The organism is Flammeovirga sp. MY04 (assembly GCF_001682195.2).
Lineage (GTDB): Bacteria > Bacteroidota > Bacteroidia > Cytophagales > Flammeovirgaceae > Flammeovirga > Flammeovirga yaeyamensis.
Map to the genome: position 1 here is coordinate 2,560,883 of NZ_CP003560.2, position 19,746 is coordinate 2,580,628.

The following is a 19,746-nucleotide window of genomic DNA, read 5'->3' on the forward strand; positions in this document are numbered from 1 at the left end:
AAATTTAGTAAAAAGGAGATAAGTTTTTAGTGGTGTAATTAGATTATTTAGAGTTTTTTACAAACAATCTAGAAAGATGATTTATTGAAACATTACTTTTATAAACACACTCACATATTCCTCTCGAATTTTGAGGGAATATGAAAAAAAATAAACTAAGTAATTCTAAAATTTGTTGTTTACTTTAGCTGATTCAAAATAGAACCAACCATTTATGAGGCACCTTTTCACAATTACATTATTGTTATTGATATCCTTCTCTTTATCGGCACAAACCACAGATTTTTTTGATTCCTTTATTGAGTATATGGAAAAAAATTCTGATGCGAGTGCATTTAAAGAATCGTATAAGTTTAATAAAGTCTATGAAATAGTAGAAACAAAAGGAGCCGAGCTACATCAGTTCTTCATTTATACATTTGATGATGCCCCTTATTTTGGAGTCACTCAAAAAAGCAACTCCAAAGAAATGATGGTATTTGATATTGAATCAAAAAATATCATCACCTTTTGTTTAGTGAATAATGAGCCCTACGCTATCTGCGGACCTTTCTCCTATTTTAGTCAGTTTGCTCCTACTAAAGAAGAATATGATTTCAAAAAACAAGAAACTACAGATCATAAAAAACATTTCAGAGCAGATAGCGACTCAATTACTTTAGACATTTATCTATCTAAAGAAAAAGATTTTAATAATCTACCTTTTAACGCCGCATTTTGGATGATCATCGAAGAAACAACTACTTACGATCTTCCTATTTTAGAAAAAGGTGGTCTAACAGAACTGAAGAAAACAACTACAGAAGAAAAACTTATTCACCATGCATTAGCACATCATCCTTCGAAAATTGATAAAACACTCTCTTTTGAAGGTAGAAAAATTATGGATTTTGGTGTTTTTACAGAAAAAATAAAATATGAAGAAAAAAATGATTAAATTCTTATCTAGAAAACCATTAAAGCATTACTAAACATTACATGATAGTCACCCTAACCATTATTATCACCGTACTTTTCTTTCTATTTTTTCTTTTGGTTCGATCAATTTACCAACCTGTCGGTAACATTGTATTCAACCATAGTCAGGCTAAAAACATAAATGCACAAGCATCACAATTAGAAAAACATGTCACTGCTTTATGTTCTACTACTGGATATAGAAATTATCAGAATAAAGTCGCTCAAGCAGAAGCGTTGGGTTACATCAGTAACTCATTAAAAGAATTTGGCTATGAAACCCACGAACAAAAATTTGAGGCTGTAGGGGAAGAATATGTAAATATTATTGCTTTTTATGGAAACCCTAATGCTCCAAGAATTGTTATAGGGGCACACTATGATAGTTTTGGCGATCAACATGGAGCTGATGACAATGCAAGTGGAATTGCAGGTGTTTTAGAAATTGCAAGATTATTACAAGAACATCAACCTGCTTTAAACTATTGCATAGAACTTGTTGCTTATGCTAATGAAGAAAGGCCTTTCTTTACAACAAAAGACATGGGTAGCTATGTACACGCCGCTCATAATTTTGATAAAAAAGTAGACACCAAGTTAATGATATGTCTAGAAATGATTGGTTATTTCGATGAAACAGTTGGTTCTCAAAGCTATCCGATAAAAGGTTTGGACCTATTGTACCCCAAAGCTGCAGATTTTATTGCTCTCGTGGGAGACATGAATAACCATGCTACAGTCAAGAAATTTAAAACATTAATGAAAGAAGTTTGTAATACAAGTGTCTATTCTATAAATGCACCTTCAAGTGTTAAAGGCTTAGCAAATAGCGATCATCGCAATTATTGGCACTTTAAACAGAATGCTCTTATGATTACAGATACTTCTTTTTTTAGAAACCCTCATTACCATCAAAAATCTGATTTACCAGAGACACTCAATTTTGAAAAAATGGCAGAAATTTTGAAAGGTAGTTATAATGCAATTGTAAATATTACGCTTTAACCAGTATAACCCATGGATTTTATTGAAATTTACAGAAGTGATTTCCAAACGATATCTTATACTGAATCTTTTAAGATTATAAAATCTTCTTGGAATACTCCAATTAATTTATCCGAGAAAATTTATAGAAATGAATTAACTACCTATTTGGATAAACTTATAGAGAAGAGACCTGAAAAGGTATTAGTCGATGCAATCAAAGCCTATTACCAAATGCTTCCAGAAACCCAAAACTGGTTTCACGAACGTAGCTCAAAGGTTCATAATGAGGTAAATATGCAGAAAATGGCCTGGATTGTATCTGTCGATGTCTTTTCTCAGATGACATTTGACCAAGCCGTTGAAAACCTAAATGAGGATGTTGGATTTCAATTAAAATACTTCGACAACGTAACAGAAGCAGAAAATTGGATTAACTAATTCTTGGATTAGTTATATTCATTATATATATTTGAAATTATTAACACAAACACTTTATTCTATTATTGACTATTAAAAGAACTAGCAAGTATATGAAAAAATTATTTACACTAATCGTAGTGACTTCAATAGCTTTATTAGCCTGTACAAAAGTTCACAAAACTAATCCTGAAACTTCATCTATGGATGACTTCAGAAAAAGAGAGTCTGCTTTCTACTCTTTTAAGATGAAAAAGTTGAATGGTGAAGTACTCGATTTTCAAACTTTGAAAGGTAAAAAGATCTTGATTGTAAATACTGCATCTAAATGTGGATATACTCCTCAATATGAAGCATTACAAGAATTACATGAAAAATATGGCGAAAGCTTAGTCGTACTTGGTTTCCCTTGCAATCAATTTGGTGGACAAGAACCTGGTTCTAGCGAAGACATTGCTTCTTTTTGTAAACTTAACTACGGAGTAACTTTTACAATGATGGAAAAAATCAATGTAAAAAAAGGAGATGACCAATCGCCTTTATACAGATGGTTATCTGATCCTAAGGAAAATGGTTGGAACGACGAAGCACCATCTTGGAACTTCTGTAAATATTACATCGACGACAAAGGAGAATTAAAAGATTTCTTTAATTCTAACATTAAGCCTATGGACGAAGAAGTAATTAAAGCGATATCAAAATAAATATCATTTGATTAAATGATTAAAGGTTGTTTCATGATTAATGGAGCAACCTTTTATTTTTAAAGAAATACTATGAATAAAAAAGAATTCTGGGATAATAAATATCTAAATAATAAGACAGGTTGGGATATCGGATACGCTAGCACTCCTTTAGTAAAGTATTTCGATCAAATTTCTGATAAAGATCTCTTCATTCTTATTCCCGGCGTTGGAAATGGCTATGAACTAGAATATTTATGGAAAGCAGGGTTTAAGAATGTTTATGCCATAGATTTATCAGAACAACCTATAAAAAACTTTTTAGATAGGAATCCAGACTTCCCTGAAAAACAAATTATTTGTAATGACTTCTTTGAATGGTCAATTAGCATAAAATTTGATCTAATAATTGAGCAGACCTTTTTCTGTGCTATACCTCCTGCTTTAAGGAAACAATATGTTAAGCAAACTTATCGTTTATTGAGTGAGCAAGGAAAAATTAGTGGCTTAATGTTTACGTTTCCACTAACAGAAAGTGGTCCTCCATTTGGTGGCTCAATCGAAGAATACCAAGGTTTATTCAGAGAAAAGTTCACCATAAGGAAAATGGAAGAATGTTATAACAGCATCCCTCCTAGACAAGGTAATGAGTTATTTGTCATCCTTGAGAAAAAAATTGATTAAAGTTGGCATCATGAATAAACAAATTGGTATTAAAGTATTGTGGTTAGATCAATACGCTAAATTGAAAGAAGAAAATAAGCAATTAAAGGAAGAACTAAACAGTGCTTTACATTTTTCTAAAGCACTAATTGAGGATGACAAAAGTTTTGAATTAAATGAAAATGAAAGTTCAGAACTAATGCTTTCAATTGATTCCATTCGTCAACAAAGAGAAAAGCTTAAAGTAATCGAAATGGAAAGAGGTTGGGTATCTAATGGCTTAACTAAATTCGTCGATATTTTACGTACTTCTCAAAACAGCTTAGAAGATCTTTGCGATCAGATTATCAACAATTTAGTTTCTTATCTTGGAGTTACTCAAGGTGGTTTATTTGTAGTAAACGAAAGCTTAGAAGACAGAAAAGAATTGAATTTGATCTCTGCTTATGCCTACGAAAGAAAAAAATACCTCAATAGAACAGTAAAACCTAGGGAAGGATTAGTAGGTCAGGTTTTTATCGAAAGAAAACCAATGTACCTTAAAGAAGTTCCTGAACAATACATCAATATAACTAGTGGTTTAGGAAAGGCCAGACCTACCAATTTATTTATTGCTCCTATGCTTATGAACGATGATGTTTATGGTATTATAGAGTTAGCTTCACTCAATGAAATGCCCGAATATCAAAGAGAGTTTGTACTTAAATTAGGAGAAACAATTGCCTCTACAATTGCTTCGACAAGAAACTCCGATCGAATGAAATCTCTTTTAGAAGATTCTCAGATTCAAGCAGAACAAATGAGAGCACAAGAGGAGGAAATGAGGCAGAATGTAGAAGAACTACAGGCGACTCAAGAAGAGATGCATAGAAAGCAAAAAGAGTTAGAAGCGACCAATGCAAAAATGCAACACAATGAAGGCGTTTTAACTAAAGCATTCGATAAATTAAGAACCTCCGAAGAAACTTATAAAACTCAAATCAATTCTCTCGAAGTAGAAAAATCTCAAAAAGATGAAAAAATTGAAGAATTGTTGAGAGAAATTGAGCTAAAAAACGAAGAAATTAAAAAATTAGGGGGTCAACTTTAATATTAATTCTAAACAAAGCATAGGTTATTGCAAGAAGTTGTAATAACCTATTATTTTTGCTACTTGAAAAAAATGGGTGAACTCTCATTTTCTTTTTTTTAAAAAAGTAACAAAGATTAGTGCTGCCAAAAGAAAGCAGCAATAAAATAAGTGATATATGAAAATTTCTTTAAACTGGCTAGGTAGCCTTGTAAATATAGAGGATAAAACGCCTCAAGAAATTGACGAACTATTAACAATGTCAGGCCTTGAAGTAGAAGGTATTGAAGAGGTAGAAGAAGTGAAAGGCGGACTTAAAGGTTTAGTTGTTGCAGAAGTACTTACTTGCGAACAACATCCTAATGCTGATAAATTAAGAGTTACAACTGTAGATATCGGAGCTGAAGAACCTGTACAAATTGTATGTGGTGCTCCAAACGTTGCTGCAGGACAAAAAGTGATTGTTGCCACTATTGGTACAGAACTTTATCCTTCTCCAACAGAAAGCTTCAAAATTAAGAAAGGTAAAATCCGTGGTGAAGTATCTATGGGTATGATCTGTGCTGAAGATGAAATCGGTATGGGACAATCTCACGACGGTATTATGGTATTGGATACTGATATGGCTAACGGTACTCCAGCTGCTAAATATTTCAATTTAGAAAATGATAATGTTTTAGAAATCGGTCTTACACCTAACCGTGTAGATGGTTCTTCGCATTATGGTGCTGCTAGAGACTTAAAAGTTTTATTAGACAGACCTATCCAGCAAGTGGCTAAGCCAGAACTATTAGACAGCTTTAAAGTTGATAATACTTCTGCTCCTGTACAAGTAAACGTACAAGATAGCGATGCTTGTCCAAGATATTCTGGAATAACGATTTCTGGAATCGAGATCAAAGAATCTCCAAAATGGATAAAGCAACGTTTAACTGCTATTGGCTTATCTCCAATCAACAACGTTGTCGATATCACAAATTACGTTCTTCACGAATTAGGTCAACCTCTTCATGCTTTTGATTTAGCAAAAGTAGGTGGTGAGATCAATGTAAAATTCGCTACTGAAGGAGAAGAGTTCATCACTTTAGATGAAGAGAAAAGAAAATTAAAAGGTCACGATTTGATGATCGCCAATGCTTCTGAGAACATGTGTATCGCAGGTGTATTCGGTGGTTTAGAATCAGGTGTTACTGAAGGAACTACTAGCATCTTCCTGGAGTCGGCGTACTTCCATCCAGATGTAGTGCGTAAGACTTCTCAAACACACTCGATTAAAACAGATTCTTCTTTCCGTTTCGAAAGAGGTTGTGATCCTAATATGACCATCACTGCATTGAAATATGCAGCTGCTTTAATCAAAGAATATGCTGGTGGTGAGATTTCTTCTGAGATCGTAGATATCTACCCTACTCCAATCGAAAACTTCATTATTGATGTAAAATTCAAGAATGTCAACCGTTTGATTGGTCAAGATATCCCACAAGACAGAGTCATTGAAATCTTAGAAGGTCTTGAAATTTCTATCTTGGAAAGAACAGAAGAAACAATTAAAGTTTCCGTTCCTCCTTTCCGTGTAGACGTTCAAAGAGAAGCGGATATTATCGAAGAGATTCTTCGTATTTATGGCTTCAACTCAGTAGAGTTAAGCGAATCTTTATCAGCAGATTACTTAGCCTCTTTCCCTAAGAAAGACAAGCAAGTATTACAAAGAAAAGTAACTGAAATGTTAGCAGGTTCTGGTTGTCACGAGGTGATGACCAACTCTCTAACAACATCAAAATATTCTAAAGAATTGAGTGATCTTAACGAGAACGAAAACGTTGAGATTCTTAATATCTTAAGTGCAGACCTAGACGTAATGCGTCAGTCGATGATGTTCAGTGGTCTTGAGGTGATCAACCACAACATCCGTCGTCAACAAAAGAACATCAGAATTTTTGAATTCGGTAAAACGTATCACAAAGGTGAAAACAGATATACTGAAAACGAACATCTAGCTTTATTTGTTAGTGGTACTTCTACTGATGAGTCTTGGATTAGAAAAGCAACATCTTCTGATTTCCACACTATATCATCATTAGTAGAAAAAATCTTTGACCGTTTGAACATTCAAGGTATTTCTGCTGAATATGTAAGCAACGATACTTTAGCGTATGGTCTTCAGTACTCAGCGCGTAAGAAAGTAATTGCTACTGTTGGTTTGGTACATCCTAAAGCTGCTAAAATGGCCGGTGTTAAGCAAGAAGTATTCTTCGCAGACATCAACTGGACATTATTAGTAGAAATGTACAGTGCTGATTACAAATTCAAAGAAATCCCTAAGTTCCCAGAAGTTAGAAGAGACCTTTCGATTGTATTGGATAAGAAAGCAACATTTGCTTCTATCAAACAACTTGCTCAGAAGACAGAAAGAAAACTATTGAAGAAAATCAATGTTTTCGATGTGTACGAAGGGAAACATTTAGCGGCTGATTTAAAATCGTATTCTGTAAGTTTCATCCTTCAAGATGAAAACAAAACATTAAACGATAAAGCAATTGATAAAGTGATGAATAACTTAATCAAAGCGTTTGAAACGCAATTGAAGGCAGTTATTCGTAAGTAGAAACCATAGACATGCTCTCAAATACTAGTTATTTGAGAGCATATTTTATATATTTAGTGCATGTCGAAGTCAATTCCAAATATTGGTGAAGAGTTAAAAACATTAATTGAAAAGATCAACTCGTTATCTGTTCTTTATAAAGAGGCACAGAAAGAGATTGGTATGCTTAAAGAAAATCAACAAGAAATTGATAATCAGATGGCCATCCAAGAACAATCTGATCGGCTTCAAGAGATGATTACTCAAGGCAATGATCATATTAAACAATTGTTGGAAGACAAATCTTCTTTACAAAGTGAAAGAGATGAGGCACAAAATCAAGTAGAAGGGCAAAAATCAGTTATCCAATTTTTAAATCAGGATATCCAACAATTGAGGGATACACTTGATGAAAAAGATGAGACAATTGACATCTTTAATCAACAAAAAAGAGAATTCATTAAGGAGAATCAAAAACTTAAAGATGAATTGGTTGAGCTAAGAAAAAACAGCAAATTACTTGATACTCTAAAAGAGGAAAAAGAACTGATGTTGACTGAAAAAGAGGAATTAACAACCGAAATTGAACTTTTAAATGAAGAAATTGACCGTCTTTCCAAATAGGAGGGTATAATTTTTTTAAAAATTCGATAATTCCAATTTTTTCAAGTACATTTATTTTATAAAAAGGAATTTACTCAGATCGTCATATAAACACGGTTTAATTATATATTCAAAATACGATCAATTTCACCTATTAATGGTAGGAGAAAAATCAAAACTGCAGGATAAAAATGGGACTAAGATCTCCTAAAGAAAATATCACTTTAAAGCTATGCGGAAAGGTTTATAACCTTAAAGCTACAAAATCGGAAGAACACCTTTTATTAAAGGCGGCCGATCAGCTTAACCGTATTCTTTCGGGGCAAAAACAACAGCATCCAAACGCTGATGAAAAAGATATCCTAATCATGACTGCTTTTGATCTAATTGTGCAATCCCTAACAGAACAGGATGAGCTACAAACTTCGCTTGACCGTATAAAAGTATTAAACAAACAACTTGACGAAATTCTTCCAAATAACTAGAAGATTTTTTAATATCTAGTTTTCCTTTTTTGTATATATATTTTTAAAATGTAGTTAGATAACTACGCACAGACATCTGTACGTACAAATGGAAACAACCCTAATTATAGTTATCACCGCAATTGCTGGTATCGGAATCGGTACTGCATTAGGTAGATATATGCTTGCCAAAGTGTTGAAGGGACTTGAGACAGAAGCAAGAGACAAGGCGCAGCATATCGTAGAGGAGGCTAAGAAAGACTCAGAGAGAATTAAAAGAGACAAGTTGATCGAGTCGAAGGAGAAGTTTTTGAAAATGAAACAAGATTTTGATTCAGAAACAGCGAAGAGAAGAAATCAACTTAACGTAAACGAAAACAAGCTGAAGCAGTTTGAAAACCGTTTAAAACAACAAGAATCTAAGCAGAAGCAAAAGGAAGCAAGTATTGCCAAACAATTGGAGTCTTTTAAAATGAAAGACAAAGAAATGGAAAACCGTTTCGAAGAATTGGCTATTCAAAAAGAACTTACTTTCAAAGCAAAAGAAGAAGCTGAACAACTTCGTTTAAAGCAAGTGGAGCAACTTGAAAAAGTAGCGAACCTTAAAGCAGAAGAAGCTCGTGAACAATTGATCGAAGCTTTAAAAGACGAAGCAAGAACAAAAGCCTCTATGCATATTAAGAATATCATGGAGGAGGCGAAAATGACTGCGACGAAAGAAGCTAGAAAAACAGTAATCACTACTATTCAACGTACTGCGGCTGAACAAGCAATTGAGAACTGTGTATCTGTCTTCAACCTAGAAAGTGACGAGCTGAAAGGTAAAATCATCGGTAGAGAAGGTCGTAACATTAGAGCTTTAGAAGCTAGTACTGGCGTTGAGATTATCGTTGATGATACTCCTGAAGCGATCATTATCTCTGGCTTCGATCCGGTAAGACGAGAAATCGCAAGAGTTTCACTTCACAGATTGGTAGCAGATGGTAGAATTCACCCTGCTCGTATCGAAGAAGTGGTAGCGAAGACGAAGAAGAACATCGAAGACGAGATCATCGAAATTGGTGAAAGAACTGTGATCGATTTAGGTATCCATGGTTTACACCCTGAGTTGATCAAGCTAGTAGGTAGAATGAGGTTCCGTTCTTCTTATGGTCAGAACTTGTTACAACACTCTAGAGAAGTGGCTAACCTTGCAAGCACATTGGCTTCTGAACTTGGCTTAAATGCTAAAGTAGCAAAACGTGCTGGTTTACTTCACGATATTGGTAAAGTTTGGCCAGAAGAGCCAGAAGTACCTCACGCAATCTTAGGTATGAATTTAGCTAAGAAATATGGTGAATCTGCTGAAGTATGTAACGCAGTTGGTGCTCACCACGATGAGATTGAAATGACAACATTAATTTCACCTATCATCCAAGCATGTGATGCAATCTCAGGTTCTAGACCGGGTGCTCGTCGTGAAATGATGGAATCGTACATCCAACGTCTGAAAGAACTAGAAGGTTTAGCTATGGGCTTCAAAGGGGTGCATAAGTGTTATGCAATCCAAGCGGGTAGAGAACTTCGTGTAATGGTAGACGCTGAGAAAGTGCCAGATGCAGAAGCAGGACAATTATCATTTGATATTGCCAATAAGATCGAAACTGAAATGCAATACCCTGGACAGATTAAAGTGACGGTAATCCGTGAAACTAGATCGGTTCACTTTGCTAAGTAATCGTAATCTATTAAATAGATCATAAAAAAGAGGCTGTCTCATAATTAAAAAATTGAGACAGCCTCTTTTTATTTATAGAACTCAGTACTGATAGCACTTTAATGTCTATCAAAAAAACATTATATATTATCTAGCTTATATAATTTAGATATTTTATATAAAACTAACTAGTAAGGATGGGTCTCTAAGTTAAGCGGCAATACTAATTTCTGTTCTACAGGCTTTCCGTTTTGCATGGCACACATCCATTTCGGGCATTCTGATAACAGTTCTACTACTTTTAAATCGATCGTATCATCCACACCTTTTACAATCTTTACTTCGTCTAATTTCCCATAGACAGTCACAATAAAAGATACATACACACGTCCTTTACCTTCTCGATCTATGCCATGACTATGCAAGGCACCGTGAAACCAAGTATAAAACTCCCCCATTCCACCTGGAAACTTTGCAGATACTTCTGCCATGTTATATACATGATCATGATGTAAGTCGGGATTGTTATTTTTATCAATTTCATGATTAATCAGCACCATCAATTCATCTGCGTGTAGTTTTAATTCATCCGTCATTGGATAATTAAACATATCCTCCACTTCTTGTTTTGCTTCCTTATCTAAATCTAAATAGTGATGTGCTAACGCTCGGATATACTGCAATTCTGCTGTACTCCTTGGAAGAAGAGCTATAATTTCATCTGTTTTGATTAATGCATGATCATAATCTTTGATGTCTATAAGATCATAGGCATAAGCAACATATTCCCTTGATATCTCTTCGGGCGAATGTTGGGCGTGAACAATAGTAGTTGCTGTAAGTAAGATAAAATAAATGTACAGTAGAGATTTCATAACGTTTTTGTGCTGTATAAGTATAACCTCATTTTTATTATTTTATTGTATAGAAGAAGGATCTTTTTATCTATTATTTAAAATATTGGTTTTTAGCTTTTTAAACATCTCCCTTTAAATATATTTGTCGTACTCTTTCGTCCATTTTTTCTATAGCATACCTAAGGGTTGTTCGAGACATATTTTTATAATGTTTATCAAGAAAATCTCTCTCTGCTTCTTCATCTCTTTTTCCAATTTCTTTTAGCATCCACCCTACCGCCTTATGGATCAAATCGTGATCATGTGACAAATGTTCTTCACAAAGAGCAAAAGCATCTTTATAATCATCTTTTTTAATCATATACATTGTTGCTACAATGGCCACTCTAATTCTCCAAAGATGTCCACTTCCACTTAACTCGTATAAAACTTTATTCGACATTTTCCCTTCATAGATATATCTGCCTAAAAGCTTATAACATGATGTATCTACCAAATCCCAATTATTTACGTAATCTAGATGATCCAAATAGCATTGAATTATGACATCTTGAGGAATTAGTTTTTTGGTGTAATGATGTAGCATGATAATTAAACCACACATTCTCATTTCATGATAATCGTGTTTTAATAAGTATTGTATCTCTTCAATGGAACACTCTTGATAAGCTTCTTTGGCTACAATTCTGATATTGGGCATGGACACTCCCATAAAAAGATCACCTTCTCCGTAACCTCCAGGGAAAGCTTTAAAGAATATGGGGAGTTGAACTACCTTTTTTTCTTCTACAAAAGACTCCAATGCTTGCTGTATATCTTGTATATTCTCTGTCATTTTAGTTTAGTTTTTCCTCCAACTATATCGGTATGATAACCCAATTTCTGCAAACCAAGTATCTATATTATCAGTAGGTGTATACCCTCCACCAAGGTCCAACATCAAATTATTATTGACGTAATAGGACAACCCTGTATCAAACCCAGGGTCGAAATCATTTAAGTTACCAAATAATTCAACAAATGTCCCCCATTTTTCAGATATAGATATCCCAAAGTTAAAAGTTGATGGAAGAGAATAATCCACTTCGTTTCTTCTTGGCAATACTGCTCCAAGATTCATATTGAAGGACAACCATTTATTGATTTGATTACTAGTCATGATATTAAACACCATTCCTACATTTGGTCTTTCATAATCTTTGGATACAGCTCTCAACATTAGTCTTCCTTGGAAACCAATTGCCGGCACCCAACCATCATTTTGTGTGTAATTATATCTAAAACCCAATTGAGTATTTGATACCCCACTTAGATCCAAAGAATCTACTTGTTGATTATTGATATTAATTTGATCATTTCGAAAATCAATCATTGCCTCGATATCAAATTTATCAGATAGACCGTACCTTAAAAAGGAAGTAGATAGATAAGACTGTACTTCCAAATCTGGTGATGTCTGATTATTATTTGTTGTATTTAAACCTGTTTGTACCTGAAGTACTTTCTTCCCCAATGTATTCGGAGAGAAAGTTAATCCGGGTCGATCTGTCACTAGGGTTTCTGAATATTGTGCCTTAGTTATAGAAAGAATAGATAATAATAGTAGCAGGGTAATTAAAAGTAACTTCATGAATAGTTTTTATTTCTGGGTCTTGATTTATTGAAGTTACTAATTCATAGTCGAATCCCCATATGAAATACAAAAAAATCCTTGCCGGCAAGCCGACAAGGATTATATATTTTAAATGCAATTGGACTATGGTATTAACCAGTAGCTCTAAGTGCACCTGCAATCGCGTTAATTGAAGTAAGCAATTGGAACAATACTGCCTCCACATCTTCTGGAGAACATTTATCGTCCGCTTTCATCTTACGCCATTTTTTCAACAACTTGATCTGAGTTTTGTGAAGTGGATTCAACGCTTCAGCTCTCAAGTGGCTAGAGTAGTAATGGTTGCTTCTTCTTTCAGCGAATGAAGTCTTAAGCAATGTATCCATCATTTTTCTAGTTCTTGCCAACTCATCTAACATTTTAGTAAGGATATCATCCTTCACATCTTTGTCAGTTACCATCGCAGCGTATTCTTTCATGATCTTCTCATCAGTTGCTTCTAATGATGTATCGATGTTAGTGAATACGTAACGAATTAGTGGATCGTGGTTGATCATTTCTTTCAATTGAGCGAAGTCCTCAGGACGCTCTTTCGAAAGTTTCTCTAATGTGTAACCTACACCGTACCAAGACGTCATGTTGAAACGAGCTTGGCTCCATGAGAATACCCAAGGAATTGCTCTTAGATCGGCTAATGTTCTTGTACCTGTTCTACGAGCTGGACGTGAACCAATTCTTGATGACTCGATCGCATCAATTGGAGTCGCCTCACCATAGAATTTGATGAACTTAGGATCTTCTAATAAATCAACATAGAAGTTTCTTGACTCAGAAGCTAACCAAGAAATTACTTTCTCCATTGGGTGAGAGTATTTCTTACCCATACGATCAGTAACTGTATTGGCCATAGTACCCGCCATTAATAACTCCATGTTGTATGAAGCGTTCATTTTGTTCGCATACTTTTGCTCAATTGTCTCACCTTGCTCAGTCAAACGCATGTTACCGTTTACACCACCGTGAGGTAATGCTTGGATAAACCAGTGAGCAGGACCAGCACCACGAGAAATCGTACCACCTTTACCGTGGAAGTAGTTGATATCAATACCTCTGTTATCACCCACCTCATACAATCTAGATTCAGCAAAGTGAAGTGACCATTGAGACGCTAGGATACCACCATCTTTGTTAGAATCTGAGTAACCTACCATCACCATTTGTTCTGGCTTTTCTTTACCTGCAAGTTTTCTTTGATATTCTAAAGATCTACGCGTAATAGGGTGATCCAAGAAGTTTTGCATTACTTGCGGGCTAATTTCTAAGTCTTCGATAGTTTCGAATAATGGAACTACAGGAAGCTTACAAACTAAACCTTCTGGAGTTTGCTCCATTAAACCTGCCTCTCTAGCCAATAAGTAAACAGCTACAAGGTCAGATACCGAACGAGTCATCGATACGATTAATGCACCAATACCATCCGTTCCGAAGTTATCAATATAGTTAGCTAATACTCTGTAAACAGAAGTAACAGCGTCTGCTTCTTTAGGAAGCTTAGTCGATGGATGAGTAAACGGTCTGTTTGATAACAATTCATTGTTCATGAATGCCAAACGTTTCTCTTCCGACCAAGTTAAGAATGAATCACCGTCCAACGAAGATGCGTTAAGCAATTGAGCAATTGCATTATCGTGGAAAGTAGAGTTTTGACGAACGTCCAATCTCGCTAAGTGGAAACCGAAAGTATCTAATACTCTTAATGACTCATTTAAGTAAGTGTAAGACATTCTCTTCGCTCCAAATGCCTCTAAAGAGTCTTGGAGTAATTGAAGATCAGCCTTTAATTCTGAAGCATAAGTATATCTAAACTCGCTTTCTGATAATTCAACAGCGTGCTCTCTTTTTACTTCAACTGGAAGTTTAGCAAGACAAAGGTTAACAAATTGTCTAAAAGCCTCACCTACGTTTCTTTCTAATGCATCTTTACCAGACTGACCCAATTCTTCCGCCATCTCGAAGATACGGTTACGAAGTGGTTCCGGTGCTTGATCTAAATCACATGCAATAGATAATTTTTTCACTAAGCTGAATAAAGAACGACGGATCAATACGAATGCATTCAAACGTAAGATGCTTAATGTCTCCTCTGTTACTTCATTAGTAACACCTGGGTGACCATCTCTATCGCCACCTACCCAGTTACCAAAAGATACACGAGGTCTTTGTGCTACTTGGTGAATTAAGTCTTTATCGAAACCTGCTTCACCCCAAGCTTGTTGGAAACGTTGATCTAAGATAGGTAATACCTCAGGGAATACGTTTGTTAAATAGTGAATAGCGTTTCTTCTCTCTGATGCAAGGTCTGGCTTCTCGATATAGATTTCACCAGTTCTCCAAAGAGTATCTAATATTAATTTAATTTGTGCGTTAATAGAACGTTGCTCAATTTCCGTGAACATTGTGTTCTCTCTTTGCACTAATAATAGGTATAAAGTTCTATGGTGCTCAAGTACAGTTGATCTTTTTGCCTCCGTTGGGTGAGCTGTTAAAACTGGCTCAACTTTAACTGAAGGTAAAACTTTAGCAATTTGCTCTTGAGTGTATCCTTTCTCTTTTAATGCTTTTAATCTCTCACCCCACAATCCGGTAACGCTTGAAAGTCCTTGGCTATCTTCTTTTTTACGTCTAGATTGTACCGCTCCGTTTACTTCTACCATATTCAACAATTGGAATACGATGGAGTAAAGTTGCATATACTTAACATCAAACTTCTTTAACTCATGTGTAGTTTCGTTAATCCAAGGAATAGCGTTAGCCATTTCCTCTTCTCCACTATCCATAAGTACTTCATGAAGACACTTAAGCAAAAATTCGAGATCCTCGTAAGGTTTCCCCAAATGCTTCTTCACCACTTCTAGCGCACTCAAAGGAGTAACTTTTGTAGCTTCTTTAGCCATAATAAATCTGAGATTTTAAAAATTATGAGAATATAAATTCCGATTCGATTTCTATATGCAAGAATAATATAATAATTGAAAAAAAAATGAGATTTAGATCATCAAAATGGAAAATTGTTATTTATATAAAACTATTATTTTCATCATCTCGGACCTGAATTTCTACAGTTACAAACCCATTAATCTAATTCTAATTATTTGATTTACAACACTATAATCACTCAAGTATTAATAAGGAAGATCATCATTTAATAACGATGAACAAAAAATGTCACCAGAAAACACCTTTCTTTCTATACATGACTTTTGTTATCTAGTTTTTGATTCTTAATCTATATGTAAGCTTGTATATAAATATTTACAACGAAGGATATTGTTTAGCGTTGGGAAAAGTAAATTAGTTTAAGTTAATAATTGTTTACTTTTAATTTTTCTATCTATTTATTACAATTTTATCAGATATAGATTGTTTTCCTTATAAAAAACATTGTAAATGTACTCAATCTTAATAAATAATAAAAAAAGAGGATTACATTTCTGTAATCCTCTTTGCTTTATTTCCTTGATCTACCTTTGGGCTTAGACTTTGTCTTCTTTAACCCAGATAAATATTTCAATTGAATCATTTCATCTTCGGAAAGATATCTCCACTTTCCTCTCGGAAGATCTTTTTTGGTTAAACCGGCTAATACCGTTCTATCCAACACATCTACTTGATATCCGAAATGCTCAAAGATTCTTCTTACAATTCTATTTTTACCCGAATGAAGCTCGATGCCAATTTCAGTACGATTATCATCGTTTACCGATAAACCATCTAAGAAAATTGGTCCGTCTTCTAATTCGAATTTAGGATCTCTTAAACGTTCCTCATGTTTTTCATCAAAAGGTTTGTTTAACTCTACTCTGTAGATTTTCTGAGTGTTACTCGATGGGTGAGCCACTTTAGTAGCAAATTCTCCATCGTTGGTAAATAACAATAGACCTGTTGTATTTCTATCCAATCGTCCTACGGGATAGATTCTTTCATCACAGGCGTTTTTTACCAATTGCATTACTGTTTTTCTTTCCTGAGGGTCTTTCGTTGTAGTAATAAACCCTTTTGGCTTATTGAGTAATACGTAAACGTATTTTTCTTTTTTCAGTAATTTGCCTTCGTATTCAACACGATCTTTTGGCTGTACTTTGTAGCCCATTTCTGTCACTACTTTACCATTGATCTTTATTTTACCTTCAGCAATTAACTGGTCTGCTTCTCTTCTTGAACAAACCCCTGCATTAGAAATATACTTATTTAAACGTGTTGAAGCCGATTTCGTCTTTACTTCAACTTCTTCGTCCTCTTTAAGTTTCTTGGCAACAGAAATAACGTTCTTGATATTATAAGTAGGTTTTTCAACCCCTTTTTCAAATGGACTATAAACTGTAGTTTTCAGCTTATGTTCCTTCTTTTGTTTTTCTTTCTCCTCGTTCTTTCTAGGTCCTTTCTTTTTGAAAGTGGATGAACGTTCAGATCTAAACTCCTCTTTTTGAGGCTTATTTTTGATAAACTTTTTAAAAGGGCTTAAATTTTTCTTCCCTTTATTAGGTGTATTCTTTTTCATCTTATAATTAAGAATGTAACACATGCTGCCAACACGGCAGTATTTATCCGAAAGGATTAGTTTACAAAGAACGTGAAAGTTATCTTATTGTTCATCAGAAATATGAAAACAAAACCAAAGATTAGCCTAATTCTTCAATTTTTGCCTGAACATCACCTAAAACTATTTCAACAATAGAGTTAAATTCGTTTAAATGCCCCTGTAGTACTTCTTTAGAAAGATCTTTTCCATCTTCCATTATCAAGAGTAAACCTTCTAATTCGTGATGACCTAAGTAAGCTGTACTTGATTTTAATTTATGTGCTTTCTTAGAAAATGATATAATCTCGTTATCATTCAAAAGCTCTTGTAGTTGTTTAGGAAATTCTGATAGATTTTTTTCTATCACTAATAACACAGAAAGTAAAAATTCCTCATCTCCATCAGATACATCATATAACCCTTGGAAATTAACATTATAAATCATGGTCATTTCATTTAGTTTAATGGCTAATCATTTAATAAAAAACATGTATTGATCTGTTATACATGATCATCCGCAAAAAGATTAGTTTTAGCAGCATTATTTGCAGTATGTCTAGCAAATTCCTTACCTAAATAGGCATCTATAATATAATGTGCAACATACAATAAGGGCGTAAGAAAAACGGCTATGGCAAATTTATAAATGTAATTGATGATGCCGATGGCGATTACCTGATCGATAGGCCAATTACCAAACACATAGAATGCGATAAATAAGACTACAAAAGAATCGATTAATTGAGATATTAAGGTAGAAGCTGTGGCTCTAAGCCAAATTCTTTTATTTCCTGTCCATCTACGAATAATCTGAAATGTATGGGCATCTATAAACTGACCAATTAGAAAGGCCACTAATGATCCAATGATAATTCCTAATCCTTGGATGAATATGATATTAAAGGATTCATCAATATTTAAAGGGGCTCCAGTGGAATCTTTACTATTAATATCTAACCAAAATTGAGCTGGCGGTAATTCTGTCACAAAAAAGATAGCGAAAAACACATAACTAATTAACCCCGCTGTTAAAAACGAAGCTACCTTTACTCCTTTTTTACCAAAATACTCATTAATAATATCGGTAGTAATAAAAACAACAGGCCATAATACTACTCCCGCCGATAAATTAAAATCTAAAATTAGATCACCAAAAAATTCGATTTGAGCAGGTTGTACTCCTATAAATGATTCTAGTGAAAAAATCTTACTGCCTATAATTTCTGCTACGATGGCATTGGATATAAAAATTCCACATAAAAATATGAAAAGAAGTTGGCGTTTATTTTCGCTTTTTATTAGTTGTTGACTTTCGGTCATAGTGTTAAGTAGGTTATATCGTCACCTATATATATAGTATAAATTTTAGGTGTTAACAGTCAAAAAATAGAAAAGTTTAGATTTCTGTCTCTTCAAAACTAAATAAAGTTGTTTTTAATTATACTACCTTTGAGAAAAAAAATAAAAAATGATTTCATTTTATCCCGGTCCAAGTAAGATAGAAAACAATATAGATAAATATATGCAGGACGCCTTTGAAGAAGGTATTCTTTCATGTAATCATAGAAGTGATGAGTTCATGCAATTGATGCAATCCACCATTGCTACTGTGAAAGATAAATTAGAGATTCCTAAAAATTATGAGGTATTTTTCACATCAAGCGCTACTGAATGTTGGGAAATAACCGATCAGTCTTTTCGAGAAAAAAAATTTATACATATATATAATGGTGCATTTGGAGAAAAATGGGCCAATTACAATACCAATAAGAAAGTAGAGAAATATAAATACCCTATACATAGATCTATTAGTTTACATCACTTAGATGCATTGGAGGCAAAATCTGCCGATGTATTGTGTTTGACATCTTGTGAGACATCGAATACTACCTTCATTCATTCTAAAACATTGCAGAAAATAAGAAAAAGATATCCTAAACCTCTCATATTTATTGATGCCACAAGTAGCATGTCGGGTATAAATATGGATTGGCTTTCTGCTGACTTATGGTATGCAAGTGTACAAAAATGTTTTGGTTTACCTTCTGGCCTAGCCATTATGGTTTGTTCTCCTAAAGCACTTTCTAATTTAAATCAAGAAGACAAACATTATAATAACTTATACTCTATATATAAAAACCAACAAAAACATCAAACAACGCATACACCTAATATATTAGGTATCTATTTATTAAATAAGGTGCTTCAACAACGTCCTAATATTCGAAAAGTAGAAAACGAATTAAAAAACAGGATGGAACGATTGATAAAGTTGATGCAAAAGCTCGGCTATGATTTTATTGTGCCTACAACACGTTTACGTTCACCCACTGTTTTAGGTATTAAGTCCTCGGAAGAAAAAGTGCATTTGATAAAACAAAAAGCGAAGAAAAACGGAATTACTTTAGGGAATGGATATGGGACTTGGAAACACAATACTTTTCGAATTGCCAACTTCCCAGCACACACGGAAAAAGATTTCAAAAATCTTCATGATTTCTTTAGGAAGATCGAAAAAATGTAATCTTCACCTATATCATGCATTTATAGTACAATTATTTGTTAAAACAGTTAA

18 protein-coding genes are annotated in these 19,746 nt (G+C 34.1%); 11 read left to right on the forward strand and 7 right to left on the reverse strand.

The window, feature by feature from the left end; all coding sequences use genetic code 11:
• Positions 1 to 214: 214 nt before the first annotated feature.
• The 10 genes from MY04_RS10365 to rny all read left to right on the forward strand — a co-directional run bounded on the left by MY04_RS10365 (position 215) and on the right by rny (position 10,144).
• Positions 215 to 937 carry a hypothetical protein gene (locus MY04_RS10365; protein ID WP_066209401.1) on the forward strand — a complete coding sequence of 241 codons (723 nt, stop codon included), beginning with the start codon at positions 215 to 217 and terminating at the stop codon, positions 935 to 937.
• A gap of 41 nt (positions 938 to 978) precedes the next feature.
• The gene (locus MY04_RS10370; protein WP_066209404.1) at positions 979 to 1,962 is read left to right on the forward strand and encodes a M28 family peptidase; all 984 of its coding nucleotides are present in this window, start codon (positions 979 to 981) and stop codon (positions 1,960 to 1,962) included.
• A 12-nt stretch (positions 1,963 to 1,974) separates the two neighbouring features.
• A complete protein-coding gene (locus MY04_RS10375) occupies positions 1,975 to 2,382 on the forward strand; it encodes a hypothetical protein (RefSeq protein WP_066209406.1) in 408 nt (135 codons plus the stop codon).
• A 92-nt stretch (positions 2,383 to 2,474) separates the two neighbouring features.
• Positions 2,475 to 3,065 carry a glutathione peroxidase gene (locus MY04_RS10380; protein ID WP_066209408.1) on the forward strand — a complete coding sequence of 197 codons (591 nt, stop codon included), beginning with the start codon at positions 2,475 to 2,477 and terminating at the stop codon, positions 3,063 to 3,065.
• Between the two features lie 72 nt (positions 3,066 to 3,137).
• Positions 3,138 to 3,728, forward strand: coding sequence for a methyltransferase domain-containing protein (locus MY04_RS10385; protein WP_066209410.1), 591 nt, complete (start codon positions 3,138 to 3,140; stop codon positions 3,726 to 3,728).
• Positions 3,729 to 3,738: 10 nt separating this feature from the next.
• The gene (locus MY04_RS10390) at positions 3,739 to 4,797 is read left to right on the forward strand and encodes a GAF domain-containing protein (RefSeq protein WP_158297650.1); all 1,059 of its coding nucleotides are present in this window, start codon (positions 3,739 to 3,741) and stop codon (positions 4,795 to 4,797) included.
• Positions 4,798 to 4,954: 157 nt separating this feature from the next.
• A complete protein-coding gene (pheT, locus tag MY04_RS10395; RefSeq protein WP_066209413.1) occupies positions 4,955 to 7,381 on the forward strand; it encodes a phenylalanine--tRNA ligase subunit beta in 2,427 nt (808 codons plus the stop codon).
• 60 nt (positions 7,382 to 7,441) lie between these two features.
• Positions 7,442 to 7,984 carry a hypothetical protein gene (locus MY04_RS10400; RefSeq protein ID WP_066209415.1) on the forward strand — a complete coding sequence of 181 codons (543 nt, stop codon included), beginning with the start codon at positions 7,442 to 7,444 and terminating at the stop codon, positions 7,982 to 7,984.
• A gap of 170 nt (positions 7,985 to 8,154) precedes the next feature.
• Complete coding sequence (locus MY04_RS10405; RefSeq protein ID WP_066209416.1) at positions 8,155 to 8,448, forward strand: cell division protein ZapA; 294 nt, start codon at positions 8,155 to 8,157, stop codon at positions 8,446 to 8,448.
• Between the two features lie 88 nt (positions 8,449 to 8,536).
• Positions 8,537 to 10,144 carry a ribonuclease Y gene (gene rny / locus MY04_RS10410; protein WP_066209419.1) on the forward strand — a complete coding sequence of 536 codons (1,608 nt, stop codon included), beginning with the start codon at positions 8,537 to 8,539 and terminating at the stop codon, positions 10,142 to 10,144.
• A 167-nt stretch (positions 10,145 to 10,311) separates the two neighbouring features.
• Here the strand turns inward: rny and MY04_RS10415 are convergent, their stop codons facing one another.
• The 7 genes from MY04_RS10415 to MY04_RS10445 form a co-directional block, all read right to left on the reverse strand.
• Complete coding sequence (locus MY04_RS10415) at positions 10,312 to 10,998, reverse strand: energy transducer TonB (RefSeq protein WP_066209422.1); 687 nt, start codon at positions 10,996 to 10,998, stop codon at positions 10,312 to 10,314.
• Between the two features lie 100 nt (positions 10,999 to 11,098).
• Positions 11,099 to 11,815, reverse strand: coding sequence for a DNA alkylation repair protein (locus MY04_RS10420; protein WP_066209423.1), 717 nt, complete (start codon positions 11,813 to 11,815; stop codon positions 11,099 to 11,101).
• Between the two features lie 6 nt (positions 11,816 to 11,821).
• A complete protein-coding gene (locus tag MY04_RS10425; protein ID WP_066209425.1) occupies positions 11,822 to 12,610 on the reverse strand; it encodes a transporter in 789 nt (262 codons plus the stop codon).
• A 134-nt stretch (positions 12,611 to 12,744) separates the two neighbouring features.
• Entirely contained in the window at positions 12,745 to 15,546 is a 2,802-nt protein-coding gene (locus MY04_RS10430; protein WP_236941066.1) for a phosphoenolpyruvate carboxylase, read from the reverse strand.
• A 554-nt stretch (positions 15,547 to 16,100) separates the two neighbouring features.
• A complete protein-coding gene (locus tag MY04_RS10435; RefSeq protein ID WP_101958141.1) occupies positions 16,101 to 17,150 on the reverse strand; it encodes a pseudouridine synthase in 1,050 nt (349 codons plus the stop codon).
• 121 nt (positions 17,151 to 17,271) lie between these two features.
• Positions 17,272 to 17,622 (reverse strand): hypothetical protein, encoded by a 351-nt coding sequence (locus MY04_RS10440; RefSeq protein WP_066209427.1) that lies wholly within the window; start codon positions 17,620 to 17,622, stop codon positions 17,272 to 17,274.
• A 50-nt stretch (positions 17,623 to 17,672) separates the two neighbouring features.
• Entirely contained in the window at positions 17,673 to 18,491 is an 819-nt protein-coding gene (locus MY04_RS10445; protein WP_066209429.1) for a queuosine precursor transporter, read from the reverse strand.
• A 148-nt stretch (positions 18,492 to 18,639) separates the two neighbouring features.
• On the opposite strand from MY04_RS10445, the gene MY04_RS10450 reads away from it, so the two are divergent.
• On the forward strand, positions 18,640 to 19,695 hold the full coding sequence (locus tag MY04_RS10450) for an aminotransferase class V-fold PLP-dependent enzyme (protein ID WP_066209431.1): 1,056 nt from the start codon (positions 18,640 to 18,642) through the stop codon (positions 19,693 to 19,695).
• Positions 19,696 to 19,746: the final 51 nt, after the last annotated feature.